Annotated in this window: 24 protein-coding genes; 12 read left to right on the forward strand and 12 right to left on the reverse strand. The window is 69.5% G+C overall.

Going from position 1 to position 20,136, the window contains the following annotated elements; translation table 11 throughout:
* Both ACZ7CD_RS00005 and ACZ7CD_RS00010 read right to left on the reverse strand, forming a co-directional pair.
* Window positions 1-227: methylmalonyl-CoA mutase family protein (locus tag ACZ7CD_RS00005; RefSeq protein WP_470378063.1), on the reverse strand; the 227-nt coding region annotated here is incomplete at its 3' end.
* Window positions 224-2,026 carry a methylmalonyl-CoA mutase family protein gene (locus ACZ7CD_RS00010; protein ID WP_470378064.1) on the reverse strand — a complete coding sequence of 601 codons (1,803 nt, stop codon included), beginning with the start codon at window positions 2,024-2,026 and terminating at the stop codon, window positions 224-226. The genes ACZ7CD_RS00005 and ACZ7CD_RS00010, both read right to left, overlap by 4 nt.
* A 90-nt stretch (window positions 2,027-2,116) precedes the next feature.
* Here ACZ7CD_RS00010 and ACZ7CD_RS00015 point away from each other — a divergent pair, with 90 nt between their 5' ends.
* The 3 genes from ACZ7CD_RS00015 to ACZ7CD_RS00025 are packed head-to-tail and all read left to right on the forward strand — an operon-like array spanning window position 2,117 to window position 6,159.
* Window positions 2,117-3,742 (forward strand): serine/threonine-protein kinase, encoded by a 1,626-nt coding sequence (locus ACZ7CD_RS00015; RefSeq protein ID WP_470378065.1) that lies wholly within the window; start codon window positions 2,117-2,119, stop codon window positions 3,740-3,742.
* Between the two features lie 9 nt (window positions 3,743-3,751).
* Entirely contained in the window at window positions 3,752-4,543 is a 792-nt protein-coding gene (locus ACZ7CD_RS00020) for a purine-nucleoside phosphorylase (RefSeq protein ID WP_458430274.1), read from the forward strand.
* On the forward strand, window positions 4,540-6,159 hold the full coding sequence (locus ACZ7CD_RS00025; protein ID WP_470373172.1) for a phospho-sugar mutase: 1,620 nt from the start codon (window positions 4,540-4,542) through the stop codon (window positions 6,157-6,159). Before ACZ7CD_RS00020 ends, ACZ7CD_RS00025 begins: the two co-directional genes overlap by 4 nt.
* A 9-nt stretch (window positions 6,160-6,168) precedes the next feature.
* On the opposite strand, the gene ACZ7CD_RS00030 is transcribed toward ACZ7CD_RS00025, so the two are convergent.
* Window positions 6,169-6,504, reverse strand: a complete 336-nt coding sequence (locus ACZ7CD_RS00030; RefSeq protein ID WP_360396051.1) for a hypothetical protein — start codon at window positions 6,502-6,504, stop codon at window positions 6,169-6,171.
* Between the two features lie 21 nt (window positions 6,505-6,525).
* Window positions 6,526-7,149 (reverse strand): class I SAM-dependent DNA methyltransferase, encoded by a 624-nt coding sequence (locus ACZ7CD_RS00035; RefSeq protein WP_470378066.1) that lies wholly within the window; start codon window positions 7,147-7,149, stop codon window positions 6,526-6,528.
* A gap of 20 nt (window positions 7,150-7,169) precedes the next feature.
* On the opposite strand from ACZ7CD_RS00035, the gene ACZ7CD_RS00040 reads away from it, so the two are divergent.
* Window positions 7,170-7,634, forward strand: a complete 465-nt coding sequence (locus tag ACZ7CD_RS00040; RefSeq protein ID WP_360396047.1) for a hypothetical protein — start codon at window positions 7,170-7,172, stop codon at window positions 7,632-7,634.
* A 640-nt stretch (window positions 7,635-8,274) separates the two neighbouring features.
* Here ACZ7CD_RS00040 and ACZ7CD_RS00045 read toward each other — a convergent pair.
* On the reverse strand, window positions 8,275-9,372 hold the full coding sequence (locus tag ACZ7CD_RS00045; RefSeq protein ID WP_360396045.1) for a helix-turn-helix transcriptional regulator: 1,098 nt from the start codon (window positions 9,370-9,372) through the stop codon (window positions 8,275-8,277).
* Between the two features lie 150 nt (window positions 9,373-9,522).
* On the opposite strand from ACZ7CD_RS00045, the gene amcB reads away from it, so the two are divergent.
* The gene (gene amcB, locus ACZ7CD_RS00050) at window positions 9,523-10,710 is read left to right on the forward strand and encodes a cyclophane-forming radical SAM peptide maturase AmcB (protein WP_470378067.1); all 1,188 of its coding nucleotides are present in this window, start codon (window positions 9,523-9,525) and stop codon (window positions 10,708-10,710) included.
* Window positions 10,652-10,792, forward strand: coding sequence for a multiple cyclophane-containing RiPP AmcA (amcA, locus tag ACZ7CD_RS00055; protein WP_458430270.1), 141 nt, complete (start codon window positions 10,652-10,654; stop codon window positions 10,790-10,792). The genes amcB and amcA overlap by 59 nt, the downstream gene beginning before the upstream one ends.
* A 1-nt stretch (window position 10,793) precedes the next feature.
* Here amcA and ACZ7CD_RS00060 read toward each other — a convergent pair whose 3' ends face one another.
* Window positions 10,794-11,453: a pentapeptide repeat-containing protein gene (locus ACZ7CD_RS00060; protein WP_360396039.1), complete on the reverse strand. Its 660-nt coding sequence runs from the start codon at window positions 11,451-11,453 to the stop codon at window positions 10,794-10,796.
* A gap of 206 nt (window positions 11,454-11,659) precedes the next feature.
* On the opposite strand from ACZ7CD_RS00060, the gene ACZ7CD_RS00065 reads away from it, so the two are divergent.
* The gene (locus tag ACZ7CD_RS00065; RefSeq protein WP_470378068.1) at window positions 11,660-12,109 is read left to right on the forward strand and encodes a flavodoxin family protein; all 450 of its coding nucleotides are present in this window, start codon (window positions 11,660-11,662) and stop codon (window positions 12,107-12,109) included.
* 70 nt (window positions 12,110-12,179) lie between these two features.
* Here ACZ7CD_RS00065 and ACZ7CD_RS00070 read toward each other — a convergent pair whose 3' ends face one another.
* The 4 genes from ACZ7CD_RS00070 to ACZ7CD_RS00085 are packed head-to-tail and all read right to left on the reverse strand — an operon-like array spanning window position 12,180 to window position 14,179.
* Complete coding sequence (locus tag ACZ7CD_RS00070; RefSeq protein WP_470378387.1) at window positions 12,180-13,094, reverse strand: aldo/keto reductase; 915 nt, start codon at window positions 13,092-13,094, stop codon at window positions 12,180-12,182.
* 47 nt (window positions 13,095-13,141) lie between these two features.
* Window positions 13,142-13,519: a MerR family transcriptional regulator gene (locus tag ACZ7CD_RS00075; protein ID WP_360396035.1), complete on the reverse strand. Its 378-nt coding sequence runs from the start codon at window positions 13,517-13,519 to the stop codon at window positions 13,142-13,144.
* Between the two features lie 34 nt (window positions 13,520-13,553).
* Window positions 13,554-13,940, reverse strand: coding sequence for a type II toxin-antitoxin system death-on-curing family toxin (locus ACZ7CD_RS00080; RefSeq protein ID WP_360396033.1), 387 nt, complete (start codon window positions 13,938-13,940; stop codon window positions 13,554-13,556).
* A 32-nt stretch (window positions 13,941-13,972) separates the two neighbouring features.
* Complete coding sequence (locus tag ACZ7CD_RS00085) at window positions 13,973-14,179, reverse strand: ribbon-helix-helix protein, CopG family (RefSeq protein ID WP_053737502.1); 207 nt, start codon at window positions 14,177-14,179, stop codon at window positions 13,973-13,975.
* A gap of 56 nt (window positions 14,180-14,235) precedes the next feature.
* On the opposite strand from ACZ7CD_RS00085, the gene ACZ7CD_RS00090 reads away from it, so the two are divergent.
* Window positions 14,236-14,835: a TetR/AcrR family transcriptional regulator gene (locus tag ACZ7CD_RS00090; protein ID WP_360396031.1), complete on the forward strand. Its 600-nt coding sequence runs from the start codon at window positions 14,236-14,238 to the stop codon at window positions 14,833-14,835.
* A gap of 101 nt (window positions 14,836-14,936) precedes the next feature.
* On the opposite strand, the gene ACZ7CD_RS00095 is transcribed toward ACZ7CD_RS00090, so the two are convergent.
* Window positions 14,937-16,235 carry a glycoside hydrolase family 18 protein gene (locus ACZ7CD_RS00095; RefSeq protein WP_470370101.1) on the reverse strand — a complete coding sequence of 433 codons (1,299 nt, stop codon included), beginning with the start codon at window positions 16,233-16,235 and terminating at the stop codon, window positions 14,937-14,939.
* A 95-nt stretch (window positions 16,236-16,330) separates the two neighbouring features.
* Window positions 16,331-16,954: a uracil phosphoribosyltransferase gene (upp, locus tag ACZ7CD_RS00100; RefSeq protein WP_360396027.1), complete on the reverse strand. Its 624-nt coding sequence runs from the start codon at window positions 16,952-16,954 to the stop codon at window positions 16,331-16,333.
* A 100-nt stretch (window positions 16,955-17,054) separates the two neighbouring features.
* Here upp and ACZ7CD_RS00105 point away from each other — a divergent pair, with 100 nt between their 5' ends.
* The 4 genes from ACZ7CD_RS00105 (at window position 17,055) to deoC (ending at window position 20,135) form a co-directional block, all read left to right on the forward strand.
* On the forward strand, window positions 17,055-18,047 hold the full coding sequence (locus ACZ7CD_RS00105; protein WP_470370099.1) for a Gfo/Idh/MocA family protein: 993 nt from the start codon (window positions 17,055-17,057) through the stop codon (window positions 18,045-18,047).
* A gap of 171 nt (window positions 18,048-18,218) precedes the next feature.
* Entirely contained in the window at window positions 18,219-18,413 is a 195-nt protein-coding gene (locus ACZ7CD_RS00110) for a hypothetical protein (protein WP_360396023.1), read from the forward strand.
* A gap of 19 nt (window positions 18,414-18,432) precedes the next feature.
* A complete protein-coding gene (locus tag ACZ7CD_RS00115) occupies window positions 18,433-19,077 on the forward strand; it encodes a DUF1707 SHOCT-like domain-containing protein (protein WP_360396021.1) in 645 nt (214 codons plus the stop codon).
* Window positions 19,078-19,178: 101 nt separating this feature from the next.
* The gene (gene deoC / locus ACZ7CD_RS00120) at window positions 19,179-20,135 is read left to right on the forward strand and encodes a deoxyribose-phosphate aldolase (RefSeq protein ID WP_470378069.1); all 957 of its coding nucleotides are present in this window, start codon (window positions 19,179-19,181) and stop codon (window positions 20,133-20,135) included.
* Window position 20,136 lies beyond the last annotated feature (1 nt).

The raw sequence follows: 20,136 nt of genomic DNA on the forward strand, positions 1-20,136 counted from the left end.
TACTGGCGCACCGTCCACGGCTGGTTGACATACATCGTCGGATACGGGCCGCGCAGGAACGGCGCGACACCGGGATAGGTCCGCAGGAAGTCGAGGCCGTCGAGGTCCTGCGGCCCGTACACCGGCTTGACCGCGATGCCCTCCGGCGTCTCCCACACGGGCAGATCGGTCTCGTACTTCGCCGACGGGAGCGAGCCGAGGTCGACGTCCGCGAAGTCGGGGATCATCGCTGCACTCCCAGGAAGTCGTAGGTGCTGTTCAGGATCTCCAGCGCCGGGCAGCCCGCGAAGACCAATCCGTCCACGTCCGCGTCGGTCTTCTTGCCCGCCAGGAGCACCCGCTCGGCACCGGCCGCACGCAGGGCCTCGACGGTCTGCCCGGCCTGGTCGGCGTAGCTGCTGTCGCTGCCGCACAGGACGGCGATCCTGGCACCGGAGGCTGTGAACCTGTCTGCGACCTCGTCCGGCGTGGTGGTCGGACCCGCGTCGGGGGTGGCGAAACCGCCGGCGTTGAACAGGTTGGCCGCGAACGTGGCGCGTGCGGTGTGGGCGGCGACCGGGCCCAGGGTGGCGAGGAAGACCACGGGGCGTTCGGGCTGAGCGTCGGCGAGGTCGCGCAGCTCCTCGAAGGCCTGTGCATAACGCACCCGCGGCAGCCCGAAACTGTCAGACCCGCCTGAGATGATCGGGATGGGGGGTGCGTCCCCCCTGGGGGCCTGCGAGTCGGTATCGATTCCGAAGGGCGGGGCCGCGGACACCGGAGAGGCCGAGGCGGGCGCGTGGGGCGGGCGGACCACCGGCTTCTCGGCCAGGTCCGGGAACTCGCTGACCCCCGTGATCGGGTCGCTGCGGTCCGCCAGCCGGGCCGACCGCCGCGCCCACGTCTCCGCGATCCGCGAGGCGACCAGCGCAGAGGCACCCGGCAGCCCACCGGCCCGTTCGAGCTCCTGGAACCACGCCCACGCCGCCACCGCAAGCGACTCGGTCAGCTGCTCCACGTACCAGGACCCCGCCGCCGGGTCGATCACCGCGCCGAGGTGCGACTCCTCCAGCAGCAGGTTCTGCGTGTTGCGCGCGATCCGGCGCGCGAACTCGTCCGGCAGCCCGATCGCCGCGTCGAACGGCTGCACCGTCACCGCATCGGCACCGCCCAGACCGGCGGCCAGGGTGGCGACGGTGGTGCGCAGCATGTTCACCCACGGATCGCGACGGGTCATCATCGCCGACGACGTCACCGCGTGCTGCACCTGCGGCACGTCCACGCCCGACACCTCGCCCACCCGCGCCCACAACCGGCGCGCCGCACGCAGCTTCGCGATCGTCGCGAACTGGTCCGCCGTGGCCGCGAAGCGGAACTCCAGCTGCGCGAACGCCGACTCGACCGACAGACCACCGGAAACCAGAGCACGCAGGTAGGACACGGCCAAGGCCAGCGACGCACCCAGTTCCTCCGCGTCCGACCCGCCCGCGTCGTGGAACGGCAACGCGTCCACCACGACCGTCCGCAGGCCGGGGAACCGCGACACGGCGTCCCGGATCACCGGCAAGGTGTCCGCCGACGGCACCAGGGCCAGGTTGCCGCGCACGTCGGCGGCCAGCAGCGGCGCCTGGTCGTAGATCCGCAGCATCGTCCGCGCCGCCTCGACGTCACCGTCGAGCACGACCGGTGCGAGGTCGAGGTAGACGCCGTCGAGCAGGCGTTCCAGCGAGGAGGCGGGCACGGCGAGCCACAGCGACGTGACGCCGCCTTCGAGGTCGTTCATCAGCGCGACCGGGTCGGGCACGGCGTGGCGCTGGCGGACGTCCCAGCCCTGCTTGACCGGCGCGAGCGCGTAGGGGGTGCCGAGCGCGTCGTCCGCGGTGTAGAGCGGCTGGAGGGAGAAGCCGTCGTAGGTCTGGGTGACCAGGGAGTCGAAACTGGCGCCGGTCTTGCTCAGCACGGCGTCGACCAGGTCACGCCACTGTTCCCGCGACGCCGCGGGGAACTCGTTCGGGCGGAATTCGGCGGGCAAGGCCAACTCCATCATGCGTTGCAGTGTCACCGACCGGTACGCGCTCGGCTATGTGAGGTTCACCGCCGTTAACGATGCAGCAAGTGTCTCAGGAACAATGGACCGGTGGACGACCAGGAGCGCTTGATCGCGGCTAGGTACCGGCTGCTGCACCTGCTCGGCCAGGGTTCCATGGGCACGGTCTGGGCCGCCCACGACGAGGTGCTCGGGCGGCAGGTGGCCGTGAAGGGCATCCTGCACACGCCCGGCATGCCCGACGCCGAAGCCGCCCAGCTGCGCGAGCGCACGATGCGGGAGGCGCGCGCGGTCGCCGCGCTGTCGCACCCGAACCTGGTGACGCTCTACGACGTGGTCCAGCACGACGGCGACCCGTACGTGGTGATGGAGCTGGTGCCCTCGCGCAGCCTCGGCGAGGTGCTGAAGGAACAGGGCTGCCTCACCGAGAAGCAGGGCGCGGCGGTGCTGGACGCGGTCGCGGCGGCGCTGGAGTCCGCGCACCGGGTCGGGATCACGCACCGCGACGTCAAACCGGGCAACGTCCTGATCGCCGACGACGGGCGGGTGAAGCTGACGGACTTCGGCATCGCGCGCAACGTCGCCGAGGCCACCATGACCGCCCGCGGCATCACCCTCGGCACGCCCGCCTACATCGCGCCCGAGGTGGCGCAGGGCGGTGACGTGTCCGCGGCGGCCGACCGGTGGTCGCTGGGCGCCACGGTGTGGGCGGCGATGGCCGGTGAGCCGCCGTACGTGGGCCGCAACGTCATGCAGACGATCAACGCGGTCATCCACGGCGACGTGCCGGTGCCCGCGGGCGCCGGGCGGCTGGCGCCGGTGATCAGCGGGCTGATGCAGAAGGACCCGGACCAGCGGATGTCGCTGGTCGACGTGCGGCGCAAGGTGTACCCGCTGCTGCCGGAACCGGGCACGGACGCGTTCGAGGCGCGTGCGCCGCGCACGCCGCCGGTGATCGTGCGGCCGAAGCCGAGGATCGAGCCGGACGCACCGCTGGCCGCCGATCCGGGGCCGCTGCCGTTCCTGGTCACGCGGTCGACGGCGCCGGAACGCACGCCGGTGAGCAGGACGTTGGTGCTGGTCGCGGCGGTCCTGCTGTTCCTGGTGGGCTCAGGCGGCGGGTTCGCGCTGACGCGGCTCGTGGCCGGGGCGCCGCTGCTGCCGCCGGCCCAGCAAGGCGCGCCGACGCTGCCGACGCTGCCGGCCTCGCCGACGTTCGAGCAGCGCACCGAGGACGCGGTGACCGCGATCGGCGACCAGGGCGGCAAGTTCACCCTGAAGGTGGACAAGAGCTGGACGAAGTACGCGGAGCAGCGCGCGGCCGACCAGCGCGTGCCGGCCTCGGCGGTGGTGCACTTCGTGTCGCCGCCCGGCGCGTACGAGGTGGCGGTGCAGCGGTTCCCCGACTTCTACCCGAAGCGCCGGATCGCCGAGTACGTGGCGGCCGTGCAGGCGCGGTGGGCGACGCGGTTCTACGGCGGCGAGAAGGTGCCGACGCCCAACCTCGCAGGGCCGCGGTCGGAGGACGGCATCCAGTTCGTCTACCGGACCGTGGAGGGCGACGAGGCGACCGGGCTGCGGCGCTCGCACTTCTCCCGCGTGCTCCCCCACAGCACCGACCTGTGGGTGGTCGAGGTCACCGTCCCGACCGAACAGGAGGACGCGGCACGGGAGCGCCTCTTCGACGCGATCGCATCGACATTCGCCCCGGTTTAAGCTCTCGCGGTGACTCCAGAAGAGCTGGCCGGCAAGGCCGCGGAAGAGATCCAGGACCGCACCGGCGTGGCGAAGCACGACATCGCGATCGTGCTCGGATCCGGCTGGCGACCCGCCGCCGACGTGATCGGCGAGCCGGTCGCGGAGATCCCCGTCGGGGAGCTGACCGGGTTCGAGGCGCCGACCGCGCTCGGCCACGGCGGCACCATCCGGTCCGTCGAGGTGGGCGGCAAGAAGGTCCTCGTCGTCCTCGGCCGCACCCACGGCTACGAGGGCAAGGGCGTGCAGAAGGTCGTCCACGGCGTGCGCACCGTCGCGGCCGCGGGCGTGCGGACGGTCGTGCTGACCAACGCCGCCGGTGGCCTGCGCCAGGGCATGTCCGTCGGGCAGCCGGTGCTGATCTCCGACCACCTCAACCTGACCGCGCTGTCGCCGCTGGTCGGCGCGCGGTTCGTGGACCTCACGGACCTGTACTCGCCGCGGCTGCGCGAGGTCGCGCAGGAGATCGACCCGTCGCTGGAGGAGGGCGTGTACGCGGGGCTGCCCGGTCCGCACTTCGAGACGCCGGCCGAGATCCGCATGCTGCGCACCCTGGGTGCCGACCTGGTGGGCATGTCGACCGTGCACGAGGCGATCGCCGCGCGGGCAGAGGGCGTCGAGGTGTTCGGGTTGTCGCTGGTCACGAACCTCGCCGCGGGCATCACCGGTGAGCCGCTGAACCACCAGGAGGTGCTGGACGCCGGTGCCGCCGCGGCCGAGCGCATGGGCACGCTGCTGCGCGAGCTGGTGGACCGCGCATGAGCCTGACGCCGGCACTGCGCGACGCGACGTTCCGGTGGATCGCCGACGACCCCTCCGCGGCCACCCGTGAGGAGCTGCAGGGGGTGCTGGCGCGGGCGATGGGCGGTGACGCCGCGGCGCGCGAGGACCTCGCCGACCGCATGGCGGGGCCGTTGACGTTCGGCACGGCCGGGCTGCGCGGCCCGGTGCGGGCCGGTACGAACGGCATGAACGTGGCCACCGTGGTCCGCACGACGGCCGGTCTGGCCGCCTGGCTGAAGGCGTCCGGCGCGTCCGGCGCTGCGGGGCTCGTCTTCGTCGGCAGGGACGCGCGCCACGGATCCGAGGAGTTCGCCGTCGCCGCCGCCGAGGTCATGGCGGCAGCGGGCTTCGACGTGCGGGTGCTGCCCGGTCCGCTGCCGACGCCGGTGCTCGCCTTCCTGGTGCGAGCGCACGGTGCGGTGGCGGGCATCCAGATCACCGCGTCGCACAACCCGCCCGCGGACAACGGCTACAAGCTGTACCTGGCCGGCGGTTCGCAGATCGTGCCGCCGTCGGACGCGGAGATCGAGCGGGCGATCGAGGCGGTGCCCGCCGCGGTGTCGGTGCCGCGCGCCTCGACGTACTCGGTCGTGCCGGACGCGGACGTCGACGCCTACCTGGACCGGGTCGCGTCGCTGCCCAGCGGCACCGCGCGGACGTTGAAGATCGCGTTGACGCCGATGCACGGCGTCGGCGGCCAGTTCGCCGTGGAAGCGTTGCGGCGCGCGGGTTTCACCGACGTGCACGTGGTGCGGTCGCAGGCCGTGCCGGACCCGGACTTCCCGACGGTGGTGTTCCCGAACCCCGAGGAACCCGGTGCCGCGGACGAGCTGCTCGCGCTCGCGGACTCGGTGGACGCCGACCTCGCCATCGCGCTGGACCCGGACGCCGACCGCTGTGCGCTGGGCGTGCGGGACGGGTCGGCGTGGCGGATGCTGCGCGGCGACGAGACGGGCGTGCTGCTCGGCTCGCTCGTGCTGTCCACTGTGGAGAGCGCGGACCCGTTGGTGGCCACGACGATCGTGTCGTCGTCGCTGCTGAAGTCGATCGCCGAGGCGCACGGCGCGCGGTACGCGGAGACGTTGACGGGCTTCAAGTGGCTCGCGCGTGCCGGTGACGGCCTGGTGTTCGCCTACGAGGAGGCGCTGGGCAACTGCGTCGACCCGGAGTTCGTGGCGGACAAGGACGGCATCTCGGCCGCGGTCGTCGCCGCGGACCTGGCGGCGGGCCTGAAGGCGGCCGGGCGGACGTTGCTCGACGCGCTGGACCAGCTCGCGCTGGACCACGGCCTGCACCTGACCGACCAGGTGTCGTTGCGCTACACCGACCTGTCGCTGATCGGCGCGACGATGGCCCGGCTGCGCGCCGAACCGCCGGCGGACTTCACGTCCGAGGACCTGCTGCCTGGCGCGGACGTGCTGCGGTGGACGGCCCCCGGCGTGCGGGTGATCGTGCGGCCGTCCGGCACCGAACCGAAGCTCAAGGCGTACCTGGAGGTCGTCGAGCCGGTCACGGACGGACTGGAGTCCGCCCGTGCGGCGGCGCGGACGCGGTTGGCTGAGCTGCGGGAACGGGTGACAGCGCTGGTCAGCTAGCTCCCGGCGTCAGCCGGCGAGAGCGATCAGCAGGCACAGCACCGCGAGGGCGAAACCCCCGCCGGCCACCCAGTAGGCCCTCCTGGTCGGCGGGGCGACCGCGGTGCGGCGTCCCTCCGTCACGGCCGCGACCGCGATCCGGCCGAAGATGTAGGCAACCGAGCAGAGCCCCACGCCGAGTCCGAGCAACATCGTGTTGACGTCCCACGGGCTGTGGTCGAACCCCGGCCACAGCGACGCGAAGAGGGGCCCGATCCCGATCATCCCGATGCCGATCGCGAGGCCGAAACCCCAGGTGATGCGACGCTGTCGAGGACTCGTGGTCAATAGGGCGGTGGTCTTCATGGTCCCTCCTGTGTACACCTTCTAGGACGTCTTCCTGGCCGCGGGGTTGCGTTGCAACACCAGGAACGCCTGCGGTCCTGCCTCGTCCACACCCCTCTGACGCACGAGCCTGGCCACTTCGTTGAACCCGGCCGCGGTGGCGTTGCGCACGGTCTCGTCGACGTCGTGCCAGTAGACGTCCAAGTCCACGTCATGGCCGTACGCGTGGTCGAGGTGCCGTTTCTCGTCACCCGCTTTGAACGCGTGCAACAGGTATCCGCCGGGCTTGAGCACGCGGTGGAACTCCCGCCACGGCACGTCCTGCGCCGGCATGTGCACCGTGGAGTACCAGACGACCGCGCCGCCGAGGCTCTCGTCCGCCAGGTCGAGCGCCGTGATGTCGCCCTGCCGGAAGTCGAGGTGCGGGTGGTGCTGCCTGGCCTGGGCGAGCATGCCGTCGGAGAGGTCGACGCCGAACACGTCCAGGCCCAGCTCGTGCAGGTGCTGGGTGATGCGGCCGGTGCCGCAGCCGAGGTCACCGACCCGTCCCGCAGCCAGCTCGGCGAAGGCGCGCGTGATCGCGGCGTCGAACGGGCGGCCGTCGTGGGCGTCGGGGAGGAGCCGGGCGTAGCTGGCCGCAACAATGTCGTAGCTGGCACGGGTCATGGTCATCTATCTTGCCGCGCATGGAGTACACCCGGCGTGACCTGGCCCTGGCCTACCTCGAGGCGTATCCGGTGCCGGAGCACCACGAGGTGGACCCCGAGTCGCTGTACGCCCGCATGAAGACCTACCACCGGCAACTGCTGCGCGGCCTGAAGCAGCTCTTCGGCTTCGACCTGAACGACGACCAGCTGCTGAAGTTCTTCTTCCGCAGCGTGGCGTACTCCTACCGCGGCAACCGCCACCCGCTCTCCGGCGTGCTGGAGGGCGGCCTGCTGGTCAAGCGGTTCGAAGGCACGGACGTCATGGACAGGTGCGTCGAGCTGGCCACCCTGCACGAGCGGACGCAGGAACGGCTCGTCGACCTCACGGTGGAGATCCTCGCACTGGCCAAGCCGGACGACGGAACGGTCGTGACGACCGAACAGCTCCAGGCCATCGGAGTGGACACCGCGGAGCCGACCGACCCCGACGGCGACTGGCTATAGCTTTGACCGCCATGAGGCTGCTGATCCTCCACCACACGCCCTCCCCGCGAACCTGGGCTACATGAGCGGTGCCGGCGCGACGGAACAGGATTCACTGTTCGCCCTGGTCACGGCGTCGCAGGAGCTTCCTGGCAAGAGACTGGGATCGAGTCGTCCGCAGTGCCTCGGCGGCGACCTTGAGGTCCTTCGCGCCTCCGCGCTCGTAAACCCAACGGAGAAAGCGCAGCTCGATCCAATGCCTGACAAGCCGAGAGACGGCTGGTACCGCCGTCACACCTGCCGCAGCCCACCACACCGACATGACGACTCCACAACGAAGAAGCCCACCAGTGAGCACAGCGGGTCGTTGTGATGCCGTACGCAGTTCGTCAATCACCAAGAGCGTGTGAGGACAACGCTGCCCTCTGCTCACGTCGGGTGGTAAGTCCGAGAAGGCTCGCGTCGCTCCAGTTGATCCTGGCACTCTTCGCACGGGTGACTCTATTGATCGAGCTGCCCGATGTCAGTGCTCACCACAGTTGCGGATCTACGATTCACCCGTCAGCGTGAACACATACCGCGTCTGTTGACCATCCACCACACGCCATCGTCGAACATGCAGGCGATGTTCAAGGCCGTCGTCTCCGGCGCGCCGCACAACTCATGCCCTGAGCAAGCTGTCCAGGAGGTTGAACCGGTCGTCGGTGCGCGCGGACGGCATCCGCGAAGCGAACTCCCGCGCTCGGCTCAGCGTGTCCCTCGCAGCGTCCAGAGCACCAACCCGCGCGTATGACTCCGCGAGCCACGAGAGGTAGAGCGCGACTTCCCGCGAGTGCTCTTCCGGGTAAGCGGCGACGGCGGCTGACAGCAGCGGTTCAGCTTTGCCGGGATTGCCCAGCTCGATCATGCAACGCCCGGCCATCACATCGATTTCGGCTCTGTTGAGCCAATAGACCCACTCAGGCTCTTCGACGCCGGGTGACCTCTGCTCGTACGCGTCGTCCACGGCATCGAGCACGCGGCGGGTTCCCTCGTGGTCTTTCGTCTTGGCGCTCGCCCACGCCACCCGCTCCAACAGCAGCGTCCGAACCACGGGCGTGGCATCGCGGGCACCCTTCACCGCGGACCGCGCCAGCAACAGCGCGTCATGCGGGTCGGCCACGTTCGCGATCTGGTAGCTCAGCGAGGAAAAAAGTTGCGCGGCAAGGGAATCGTTGCCCGCCTCCGAAGCCGCGGACACTCCACCGAGGTAAAGCCGCTGAGCCTCCGCGTACCTGCCCGCGTCCGACGCGACCCACCCGCCGAGCTGGGCGAGCTCACCCGTCGCGGTCAACAGCCGTCGTCCCGTGACTTCGGAGTAGGAACCGTCACGCACCAACGACTCCGTCTCGGACAGCTCTTGCCGCACAGCGGGCAACAGGTCCGTACTTCCAACCACGTCGTCCAGGTGCCGCAGCTCGACCACACGAGCTTCTACGGCGTCCGCGAGGGAGCCGCCGACCCTGCGGCCGGAACGGCTCTGCACGGCGATCGGGGAATCCGAGACAAGCCACTCGTGCGCGCGGCGCATCGGATCGCTGCCCAGCGGAACGCCAAGAGCCTGTTCGTACGCGGTGACGACGTCCGGGAGCGGCCGGCGCTTGCCGTTCTCGATCAGGCTCAGGTACGGCTTGCTGTAGTGGGTGAGCTGAGACATCCGGGACAGGCTGAGCCCGGCCGCCTCGCGCGCTGCCCTGAGGGCGTCACTCAGCTCCGACACGCCCGCTCCCGGTCCGCGTTGTCAACTCTTGTAAACGCGTTGATCAGCATAAACATCGTTTGACCCCGGTAGGAACAGAGGCAACCGGATCTACCGGAGAGGTTCATGAGCCGGTCGGCGCTCGGACCACGTCACGAACGAGGGGGAATCGTGGACCAGCAGCTCTTCCTTCGCCCGACCTCGGTCATCATGCAGCCGGAGACGCTGTGCAATCTCGACTGCACCTATTGCTACCTGCCGTTCCGGCACGAGCGGAACACCATGAAGCTCGCCGTGGCACGGGCCGTAGCCGCGTCAGTGCGTCCGTGGGCGGCATACGGAACGGTCGAGGTGTGCTGGCACGGCGGAGAGCCGCTGGCCACCGGCCGAGCCCATCTCGGCCGGCTGATGGACGCGTTCGCGGATGTCGACGTGAAACACGTGGTCCAGACGAACGCGACGCTGATCGACGACGCCTGGTGCGAGTTCTTCGCGGAGCGGGACGTGCACGTGGGCGTCAGCATCGATGGCGCGCCCGCCGACAACGCGAGCCGCGTGGATCGGCGGCGGATGCCCACGCAGGCGAAGGCGTTGCGCGGTGTAGAACTTCTGCGCGCTCATGGTCACGAGGTTCACGCCATCGCGGTGGTGTCCGATCCAACGCCCGTGCGCGCTCGCAGGCTCTACGCCTTCGCCGTCGAGTGCGGGATCACGCACCTGGGCGTCAACATCGAAGAGCAGGAAGGCGTCAACGTCTCCACCAACGCTCATCGCCAAGACGTCGTAACTGACTTCTGGACGACGCTCACGGCGAGTTGGCGCGAGAATCCCGCTGTCCGCGTCCGAGAGCTTGAGCGGGCTCTCAGCTATGCAGGTGCGGTGCTCAGGCGTGACAGCGCCACGCACCGCGATGAGACGCTGTTCGATCCTCTGCCGACTGTTGGCCACGACGGATCGGTAACCCTGATCTCGCCTGAACTCGCGGGATTCGAGTCGAACCGGGGCACCTTCTCCAGCGGAAACGTACTGCAGAACACCCTGACCGAGATCATCGAACAATCGACGTCCGAAGACTCCTGGGTATCTGAGTTCTCACGGGGAGTCAAGGCTTGCCGGCTCACATGCCCGTACTTCGACTTCTGCGGAGGCGGACATCCCGCCAACCGCTACTTCGAGCATGGACGCATGGATGGAACCACGACCAACTACTGCCGGAACAGCAAGATTTCACTACTGGAGGGAGTATTACGCCTTGACCGATCAACAGCTGCTGGAGGCCAGGATTCTGGAGTGTCGAACGATGCTCCTGAACCTGCTGACCAGGACCGGTCAGCTACCTACGCGGATCAGCGCTTTTGACAACGACCCCACGTGGGACAACGTGACCGGAGGCGGCGGATTCGACAATCGGCCCACGTGGGACAACTGGGACAAGAAGTAGGTCAGCCCGCAACCGTCAGGCCGGCTTCCTTGGCGAACTGAGCACCGAGGAAACCGGCCTGAACAGCTTCGATCTTCGCACCCCGCAGGGTCAACAGACCGCTGATGTCGCCAAGCCGGGAGGTCGTGAGGTCACAGCCACTCGCGCGGGTGGCCTCGAATTCAACCTGAGGCATCTCACATTCATCGAAAACCACGTTGGAGAGGTCTCCGACGAAAACCGCTTCACGGAATGAGCATCGACGGAAGACGACGGCGTTCTTGACCTGATCGATCTTGATGGTCGCGTAGTCGAACCGGCAGTCCTCCGCATAGATGTCCGAAGCCTGCCTCAGCGAAAGTCGAAGCCCGATCCCCTGACAGCGGAGGAAGTCCACCCTCCGCGCGGTCACATCGGCGAGGACGGCGTTCGCCAGGTTCACCTCTTCGAACCTGACGTCGGAAAGCACGAGCGGAGCCAGATGCGATTCCGACAGGTCCACGTCGGAGACGAGCGCACCAGCAACAGACCCCTCACCGGTTACGCCCGACTGGTCACCTTGCCGGACGCTGACTGCCTCAAGTTCGAAGTCACCGCGGAACGCGGCTACTTCACCGACGAGGTCTTCTTCCTCGATCGACGGCCGCTGAATCGTCTTGCCCGCGACTTTCAGGAACTCCATACGGACACGGTAGCGCACTCAACGAAGTTGGACACAAATGCACTCCGTTGCGAAGAATGTTGCGCAGACGACCAAGCTGCACATTCCGAATCCATAGATCAGCGGAACAGATTTTCGGGCACGGGCTCACTCGGGCAAGGCCGCGCAGCGCGGCGGTGACCTCGCCCATGCACCGCTTGACCACGGCACTGGCTATAACTGGGGTCATGAGGCTGCTGATCGTCCACCACACGCCCTCACCCGCCCTGCAGGCGATGTTCGAGGCGGTCGTCTCCGGCGCCACCACCCCCGAGGTGGAGGGCGTCGAAGTGGTGCGCCGAGCCGCGTTGTCCACAACCGCTGTGGATGTCCTGGAAGCGGACGGCTACCTGCTGGGCACACCCGCGAACCTGGGCTACATGAGCGGTGCGCTGAAGCACTTCTTCGACACCGTGTACTACCCGTGCCTGGACTCCACGCGCGGTCGCCCGTTCGGGCTTTATGTGCACGGCAACAACGACACTATCGGTGCGGTCAGGAGCGTGGAGACCACCACGACCGGCCTGGACTGGGTGAAGGCGGCTCAGCACGTGGTCGTCACGGGCGAGCCGGGCAAGGCCGACCTGGAGGCGTGCTGGGAGCTCGGGGCCACTGTCGCGGCCCAGTTGTCCACATGACCCCAGGGTTGTCCACAGCCACTTGTCCCCACCCTGTGGACAACCCTGGGGATGGATTCGAACAGGTGTTCTAACGGCCGATCGAGCTCATGTCCGGGTACCGGTCGCCGGCCACCGCGGACGCCGGAACGGCGGCCTCGATCGCGGCCAGGTCGGCCTCGGACAGCTCCAGGGCGGCCGCCGCGACGTTCTCCTCCAGGTACTTCAGCCGCTTGGTGCCGGGGATCGGCACGACGTCGGACCCGCGGTGCTGCACCCACGCCAGCGCGAGCTGGCCCGCGGTGACGCCGCGTTCGTCGGCCAGGGCGCGCAGGTCGGCGACCATCTTCAGGTTCGCGTCGAGGTTCGCGCCGGAGAACCGCGGGTTCGCGGCGCGGAAGTCGCCCTCGGCGAAGTCGGCGGAGGAGGCGAACCGGCCGGTCAGCACGCCGCGGCCGAGCGGCGAGTACGGCACCAGGCCGATGCCGAGCTCGCGTGCGGTGGGCACGATCTCCGCCTCGATGTCGCGCGACCACAGCGACCACTCGCTCTGCAGCGCCGTGATCGGGTGGACGGCGTGGGCGCGGCGCAGCGTCTCGGCGCCGGCTTCGGACAGGCCCAGGTGGCGGACTTTGCCCTCGGCCACCAGCTCGCCCATCGCCCCGACGGTCTCCTCGATGGGCGTGTCCGCGGGCACGCGGTGCAGGTAGTAGAGGTCGATCACGTCGACCCCGAGCCGCTTCAGCGACCCCTCGACCGCCTGCCGCACGTAGGCGCGGTCGCCCCGCACGCCGCGGCGGTCGCCGTCGCGGACGATGCCGAACTTCGTGGCCAGCACCACCGAGTCCCTGCGGTCGGCGATCGCGCGGCCGACCAGCTCCTCGTTGGTGTGCGGGCCGTACATGTCGGCCGTGTCGATCAGCGTCACGCCGAGCTCCAGGGCCCGGTGGATGACCGCGATCGACTCGGTGTCGTCGCCGGCACCGTAGAACTCCGACATCCCCATGCAGCCGAGCCCCTGCGGCCCGACCTCCAGTGAACCGAGCTGACGGGTCACGCCGTCGCCTCCAAATCGCTCTCGACCACGGCGTAGTGGTCGATCTTGTAGTCCAGCACCTCGAGGCACGACTGCAGCTCCGCGATGCGGGCGCGGACGTCGGTGCGGTGTTCCACGAGGATCTGCTTGCGCCGGCCCGCCGTGTGCTCGCCGCGGTGCCTGAGCTGCGCGAACTCGCGCATCATGCGGATCGGCATGCCGGTGGTGCGCAGGCGGGTCACGAAGGCCAGCCAGCCGAGGTCTTCCTCCGAGTAGACGCGGCGGCCACCCGAGTCGCGGGCGGGCGGGTCGACGAGCCCGATTCGTTCGTAGTAGCGCAGGGTGTCGATGGACAACCCGCTGCGCTGCGCGGCCTGGGCTATCGAGTAACTCACGAAATCGACGCTAAGACCTGGAGTGCACTCTAGGTCAAGCGGAATCCTTGGGCAGCCCCCACGCCTGGAGGTGGCCCGCCATCTCGGCCACGTCGATCTTGTCCCGGCCGAGGGCGCGGACGAGGTCGAGTGCGTCGTCCTCGTCGGCGTCGATCCAGTAGCCGTTGATGTCGCACATCGTGACGGCGGCGACCCAGCCGAGCCGCCAGTTGCCCTCGACGAGAGGGCGGGTGCGGACGATCGAGTCGAGGAGTGCGGACGACTTCAGCCACAGCGTGTCGTACGCCTCCACGCCGAGCACGGTCGCTCGGGGGCGGTACGCCGCCGTGTCCAGCAGCCCGATGTCCCTCACGACGAGGTCACCACCGGTCACAGCCGTGGCCAGCACCAAGAGGTCCCCGGCGTCGAGGTAGGAGATCACAGCACCCAGTTGATCACAGACGTCCGACAGTTTCAGGAAGATCCGAGCCTATCCAAAAGACCTCGGTACTTGGGCAGCACCCTCCCGAGGACCTCGCCCAGCTTCTCCTCCTGCTGCATGCGCTGGTAACGATCCGCGATCGCCAACCGCACGACCTCCTGCTTGGAGCGCCCCTCGGCCGCCGCGAGCTCCGCGAGCCGCAGGTTCTCCTCCTCGGTCAACCGCAAGGTCATCGCCATTCCCGGCACGGTACCAATGTGATACCACTCAGGCCAGGGGCCATTAGGATTGCGTGATGCCCAGGCCCAAGACCCACGACGACGCACTGCGCCGGCGTCTGCTCGAGCGGGCGGGCGAGCTGCTCAGCACCAGGGGACCCGACGCGGTGAGCCTGCGCAGGATCGCCACCGACGTCAACACCTCCACCACCGCCGTCTATTCCCTCTTCGGCGGGAAGCCGGCGTTGCTGGAAGCGCTCCACGACGAGGCGTTCAGCCGGTTCGGGGCGAACCTGGCCGCGGTGCCGACCACCGACGACCCGGCGGAGGACCTGCTGCAGATCGGTCTCGCCTACCGGCGCGGCGCGCTCGCGGACCCGCGGTTCTACTCGGTGCTGTACTCCAAGGTCGTCGAGCCGACGAAGGAGATGAGCCGCGCGGCCGGCCGGACGTTCGCGCCGGTGCGCAACGCGGTGCGGCGGGCGATCGAGCTGGGCGTCTACCGGGACGAGGACCCCGAGCAGATCGCGATGTCGATGTGGGGCATCGCGCACGGGCTGGTGAGCCTGGAGCTCAACGGGAACCTGCCGCGCGGAGTGGACGCCGCCGCCACGTACGAGCTGGCGTTGCGCGCGCACGGCCGCGGCTGGCTGGCGGAGACCCCGTCGCGGAAGTGATCCCGTCGCGGAAATGACGGAATCCGGGGAGGCGGCCGCCGCGAAACCTCCCCGGACCCGCTGAACTGTCCCAACGGGACAGTTCGCCTGTGGTGCGGCGTCTACCTGAGGGCGCCGTCCAGCGCCTTGATCAGCTCGCCGTTCGCGGTGTCACCGTCGAGCGACCAGATCATCGCGCCGCCGAGGCGGCGGTCGTTGATGAAGCGGGCCTTGCGCTTCATCTCGGTCGCGTCGTCGTAGGTCCACCACGTCTTGCCGTCGTAGATCCACGCGAAGCCCGCGCGCTCGTCGCGGTGGACCTTGTAGGTGTTGCCGGGTTCGGAGAGCTTCGCCTTGATGCGGTGGAAGTCCTCGTAACCGTTCTCGTACTTGGCTGGCGCGGGCACACCGGTGCCGAACAGGCCGTTGCGGGTGCCGGGTGCGACGCCGTCCCAGCCTCGGCCGTAGAACGGCACGCCGAGCACGGCCTTGGAGCGCGGGGCACCGCGCGAGAGCCACGCGTTCACCGTCACCTCGGAGCTGAACTCGAACTCCGACGGGTCGCCCTTGGGCACGCGCAGCGCGGACTGCTGGTTCGCCGCCGCGTCCCACGCACCGTGGTAGTCGTAGCCCTGCAAGGTGCCGAAGGTGAGGTAGCAGAACACCTTCGCGACCTCGAAGCCCCGGTCGACCTGCCTGGGGTCGGCCGGCAGGAACGCGGTGAGGTCGCGGTTCCAGCCCATCTGCTTGCGGTACTCGGCGAGCAGCTTGGTGAAGTTCTGCTTGTCCTCGGGGCGCACGACGTTCGGCGGCGTCGGGTTGCCCTCGCTCGCCGGCCACTCCCAGTCGAGGTCGACGCCGTCGAAGACGCCCTTCGCGGCGCCCTCCGGCAGCCCCGGCAGGTTGCCCTTGATCCACATGTCGGTGCACGACTTGACGTGCGCGGCGCGCGACTCGGGGGTCAGCGCGGCGTTGGAGAAGTACCGCGACCCCGTCCAGCCGCCCAGGGAGATGTTCACCCTCAACCCGGGGTACTTGGCCTTGAGCTGCTTGAGCTGGTTCAGGTTGCCCATGAGCACCTGACCGGCCTCGTCGGCCTTGCCGCTCACCGACTGCTCGGCGGTGTGGGGCATCTGCCAGTCCGCCCACGGGTCGGCGCTGACGCACTTGCCCGACTCGTCGAGGAACCCGAACGCGTAGTTCAGGTGCGTGAGCCGGGCCGCGGCCCCGCTGTCCACGAGGTTCTTGACCCGGAAGTTCCGGTCGTACACGCCCCACTGGATGAAGTACCCGACCGTGCGGGTCTTCGAGTACCCGTGGTGCCCGTTGGTCTCGACGTCGGCGTTCGCGGGCGCGGAAGCCAGCGACGCGGACAGGGCGCCGACCGCGAGTGCGGCGACACCCCATCTCCGTCTGGACATGTGACTCCTCAGTGAGATCGCGGCAGCGGCGATGCGGTCCACAGCACGATAGGCCTGAGGTCTAGACCATTGCTACGTCCGATCGGAGGTATGTCCTAAACCGCCCCGTACAGACGGTCACCGGCGTCGCCCAGGCCGGGCACGATGAAGCCGGAGTCGTTCAGCCGCTCGTCCACCGACGCCGTGACGAGGCGCACCGGCAGGTTCGAGTCCTCCAGGTGGTTGATGCCCTCGGGAGCGGCGAGCACGCACACCGCCGTCACGTCCGTCGCGCCGCGCTGGGTCAGCAGCCGGATCGTGTAGGCCATCGAGCCACCGGTCGCGAGCATCGGGTCGAGCACGAGCACCGGCCGCCCGGCGAGGTCCTCCGGCAGCGACTCCATGTACGGCGTCGGCTGCAACGTCTCCTCGTCGCGCGCGAGCCCCACGAACCCCATCTGCGCGTCGGGGATCAGCTTGTGCGCCTGGTCGGCCATGCCCAGCCCGGCCCGCAGCACCGGCACGAGCAGCGGTGGGTTCGCGAGCCTGAAGCCCGTGGTCCGCGCGACCGGCGTGTGCGTGCGGTCCTCCTTCAGCGGCGCCTCCCGCATCGCTTCGTAGACCAGCATGACGGTCAGTTCGTGCAACGCCGCGCGGAACGCCGCGTTGTCCGTGCGCGCGTCGCGCATGGTGGTGAGTCTCGCCTTGGCGAGCGGGTGATCGACGACGAGGACGTCCATGCCCGACACCGTAACCGCTGGGCGAACCCGGCAAGGTGTCCAGAGTGGACCAGGCCGCCGTCGTGAACACCGTTAACTCGACGGGTGTAGGGTCAGCCGCGTGACGGACCACGTGCGCATCGGAGTGCTGGGCGCGGCCAGGATCGCGCCGACCGCTGTCATCCGCCCCGCCCGCTCCTCGACCGCCGCCGAGGTGGTCGCCGTGGCGGCCCGTTCCACCGACCGCGCGCAGGCGTTCGCCGACCGGCACGGCATCGCCCGCGTGCACGGTTCCTACGAGGCCCTGCTCGCCGACCCGGCCGTGGACGCCGTCTACAACCCGCTGCCCAACGGCCTGCACGGCCGCTGGACCCTGGCCGCGCTCGAAGCCGGCAAGCACGTGCTGTGCGAGAAGCCCTTCACGGCCAACGCCGCCGAAGCCGCCACCGTCGCGGCCGCCGCCGAGGCCTCCGGCCTGGTGGTGATGGAGGCCTTCCACTACCGCTACCACCCGCTGGCCCAGCGCGCGGCCGAGATCGTGCGGTCCGGTGTGCTGGGCCCGCTGCGCCACGTCGAGGCCTCCGTCTGCTTCCCGCTGCCGGTGTTCTCCGACATCCGCTACGACTACGCGCTCGCGGGCGGCGCGATGATGGACGCCGGCTGCTACGCAGTGCACATGGCCCGCCTGCTCGGCGGCGAGGAGCCCGCGGTCCGCTCCGCCCACGCCCTGCTGCGCGCCCCGGCGATCGACCGGGCGATGCGCGCGACCCTGCGCTTCCCCTCCGGCCACACGGGTTCCGTGCACGCCTCGCTGTGGTCGGCCACCGTCCTCAAGCTGTCGATGAGGGCCGTCGGCGAGGACGGCGTGCTGACCGTGCTCAACCCACTCGGCCCGCAGCTCGCCCACCGCTTGTCGTTGCGGCTCAAGGACAGGCGCTCGGTGGAGACGTTCGGCCGCCGCTCCACCTACGCCCACCAGCTCGACGCGTTCACCGACGCGGTCCTGCACGGCAAGCCGTTCCCGACGACGGCGGACGACGCGGTGCGGAACATGGCGGTGATCGACGCGGTCTACCGGGCCGCCGGTCTGCCGGTGCGCCGGCCGAGCGCCTGAGCTCCCGCCCCGCCCACCTCGTCCGCCCGCCCACCTCGCCCGCCCCGTCGAGGAGAGCGACCGGCGGACCACCTGATCAGGGTCCTGCCCCACCCGTTCCGGGAGTCAAGAACCCGCTCCGCACCTCCGAAGTTCTTGGAGTCCAGACAAGACGCGGAGGTGTGAACGGTGATGATCGAGCAGAAGCCCGTCCGGCAGCGGTGTGAGTCGCCGCTGCTCATCCTGGTCGTGTCGGTCACCCTCGGGGTGCTCATCGGCGCGTTGCCGCGGCTGTGGCTGCACGAGCCGGCCCTCGCGTGCGGTCTCGCGCTGCTCCTGGTCGCGGCTTTCGCGATCACGGTCAAGTACGCACCGAACCGCAAGTGAGGGTTCTAGACTCGATCGGGTGAGCGACGAGCTGGTACCGGCTGACCAGAGTCACCTGCGCGCCTCGGACGCGGACCGGGAACGGATCGCGCAGGTGCTGCACGAGGCGACCGCTGAGGGGCGCCTCGACATCCACGAGCTGGACGAGCGGCTGACCGCCGTCTACGCCGCCAAGACCTACGGTGAGCTCGCTCCCATCACCGCCGACCTGGTGCTCAACGGGCTGCCGCAGCCCGCGGTGGGACCGCAGCACCACTCCGCTGTCGACCACCGCGTCGGCGGTGAGCCCGGCAGTGCCGTGTCGGTGGCGTTCTGGTCCGGCGTCAACCGCAAGGGCGACTGGGTGGTGCCGCGGCTGCACAACGCCGTGGCCGTCATGGGTGGCGTCGAGCTCGACCTGACCCACGCGCGGTTCGCCGAGCAGGAGGTCACGATCAGCGTCTTCGCGTTCTGGGGCGGGGTCGAGGTGCGCGTGCCCGACGACATCAACGTGAAGGTCGACGGGTTCGGGCTCCTGGGCGGGTTCGAGGACAAGGCGCCGAGCCGCCGGTACATCCCCGGCGCGCCGACCGTGCGGGTCACCGGGCTCGCGATCATGGGCGGGGTCGAGGTCAAGGGACCCAAGAAGAAGAAGTCCAAGATCTTGCGCGAGCTCCTGGACTGACATCGGCCCCGACAGCGGGCCCGAAGCTGCCGCAAACGGCGCTGACCTGCGCGAACCCGCTCACTTAGGACGGGCGTCCCATTCCGCCTAGACTCCGGACCATGGCTGCTCCTACGACACTGCCGTCGGCCCTGGCGGACGCCGTGCGCGACGAATCGTCGCTGCGGCGCTTCCTGCACGGCCTTCCCGGCGTCGACCAGGTCGGCGTCGAGCAACGAGCCGCGGGCCTCGGCACGCGGAGCATCAAGAAGGCCAGCAAGCTGCACGCCATCGACCTGGCGATCAGCATGGTGGACCTGACCACGCTCGAAGGCGCCGACACCCCCGGCAAGGTCCGCTCGCTCGCCGCGAAGGCCCGCAGGCCCGACCCGGAGCGGCCGGACGTGCCGCAGGTCGCCGCTGTCTGCGTGTACCCGGACATGGTGAAGACGGCCGTCGACGGGTTGCAGGGCAGCGGGATCGGCGTCGCCAGCGTCGCGACGGCGTTCCCGAGCGGCCGCAGCACGATCGACGTCAAGCTCGCCGACACCCGGTTCGCCGTCGAGCAGGGCGCCGCCGAGGTCGACATGGTGATCGACCGCGGCGCGTTCCTCTCCGGCCGCTACGGGCTGGTGTTCGAGGAGATCGTCAAGGTCAAGGAGGCCTGCGGGGACGCGCACTTCAAGGTCATCCTGGAGACCGGTGAGCTGGTGACCTACGACAACGTCCGCCGCGCCTCGTGGCTCGCGTTGCTCGCCGGCGGCGACTTCATCAAGACCTCGACCGGCAAGGTGCAGCCCGCGGCGACGCTGCCGGTCACGCACGTGATGCTGCAGGCGGTGCGGGACTGGAAGACCCAGACCGGCGAGCTGCGCGGGGTCAAGCCCGCCGGTGGCATCCGCACGACCAAGGACGCGATCAAGTACCTGGTGGCCGTGAACGAGGTGGCCGGCCCCGAGTGGCTCGACCCGCACCTCTTCCGGTTCGGCGCGTCGACGTTGCTGAACGACCTGCTCATGCAGCGGCGGACCCAGTTGGACGGCCACTACAGCGGCCCGGACTACGTGACGGTGGACTGAC

It is taken from the genome of Lentzea sp. NPDC036949 (assembly GCF_055608075.1).

Coding starts and splice junctions, on each gene's coding strand:
- ACZ7CD_RS00010 (WP_470378064.1), bottom strand. CDS start 2,026: ATGATGGAGTTGGCCTTGCCCGCCGAATTCCGCCCGAACGAGTTCCCC.
- ACZ7CD_RS00025 (WP_470373172.1), top strand. CDS start 4,540: ATGAGCCTGACGCCGGCACTGCGCGACGCGACGTTCCGGTGGATCGCC.
- ACZ7CD_RS00030 (WP_360396051.1), bottom strand. CDS start 6,504: ATGAAGACCACCGCCCTATTGACCACGAGTCCTCGACAGCGTCGCATC.
- ACZ7CD_RS00035 (WP_470378066.1), bottom strand. CDS start 7,149: ATGACCCGTGCCAGCTACGACATTGTTGCGGCCAGCTACGCCCGGCTC.
- ACZ7CD_RS00040 (WP_360396047.1), top strand. CDS start 7,170: ATGGAGTACACCCGGCGTGACCTGGCCCTGGCCTACCTCGAGGCGTAT.
- amcA (WP_458430270.1), top strand. CDS start 10,652: ATGCTCCTGAACCTGCTGACCAGGACCGGTCAGCTACCTACGCGGATC.
- ACZ7CD_RS00060 (WP_360396039.1), bottom strand. CDS start 11,453: ATGGAGTTCCTGAAAGTCGCGGGCAAGACGATTCAGCGGCCGTCGATC.
- ACZ7CD_RS00065 (WP_470378068.1), top strand. CDS start 11,660: ATGAGGCTGCTGATCGTCCACCACACGCCCTCACCCGCCCTGCAGGCG.
- ACZ7CD_RS00070 (WP_470378387.1), bottom strand. CDS start 13,094: ATGGGGATGTCGGAGTTCTACGGTGCCGGCGACGACACCGAGTCGATC.
- ACZ7CD_RS00085 (WP_053737502.1), bottom strand. CDS start 14,179: ATGGCGATGACCTTGCGGTTGACCGAGGAGGAGAACCTGCGGCTCGCG.
- ACZ7CD_RS00090 (WP_360396031.1), top strand. CDS start 14,236: ATGCCCAGGCCCAAGACCCACGACGACGCACTGCGCCGGCGTCTGCTC.
- ACZ7CD_RS00095 (WP_470370101.1), bottom strand. CDS start 16,235: ATGTCCAGACGGAGATGGGGTGTCGCCGCACTCGCGGTCGGCGCCCTG.
- upp (WP_360396027.1), bottom strand. CDS start 16,954: ATGGACGTCCTCGTCGTCGATCACCCGCTCGCCAAGGCGAGACTCACC.
- ACZ7CD_RS00110 (WP_360396023.1), top strand. CDS start 18,219: ATGATCGAGCAGAAGCCCGTCCGGCAGCGGTGTGAGTCGCCGCTGCTC.
- deoC (WP_470378069.1), top strand. CDS start 19,179: ATGGCTGCTCCTACGACACTGCCGTCGGCCCTGGCGGACGCCGTGCGC.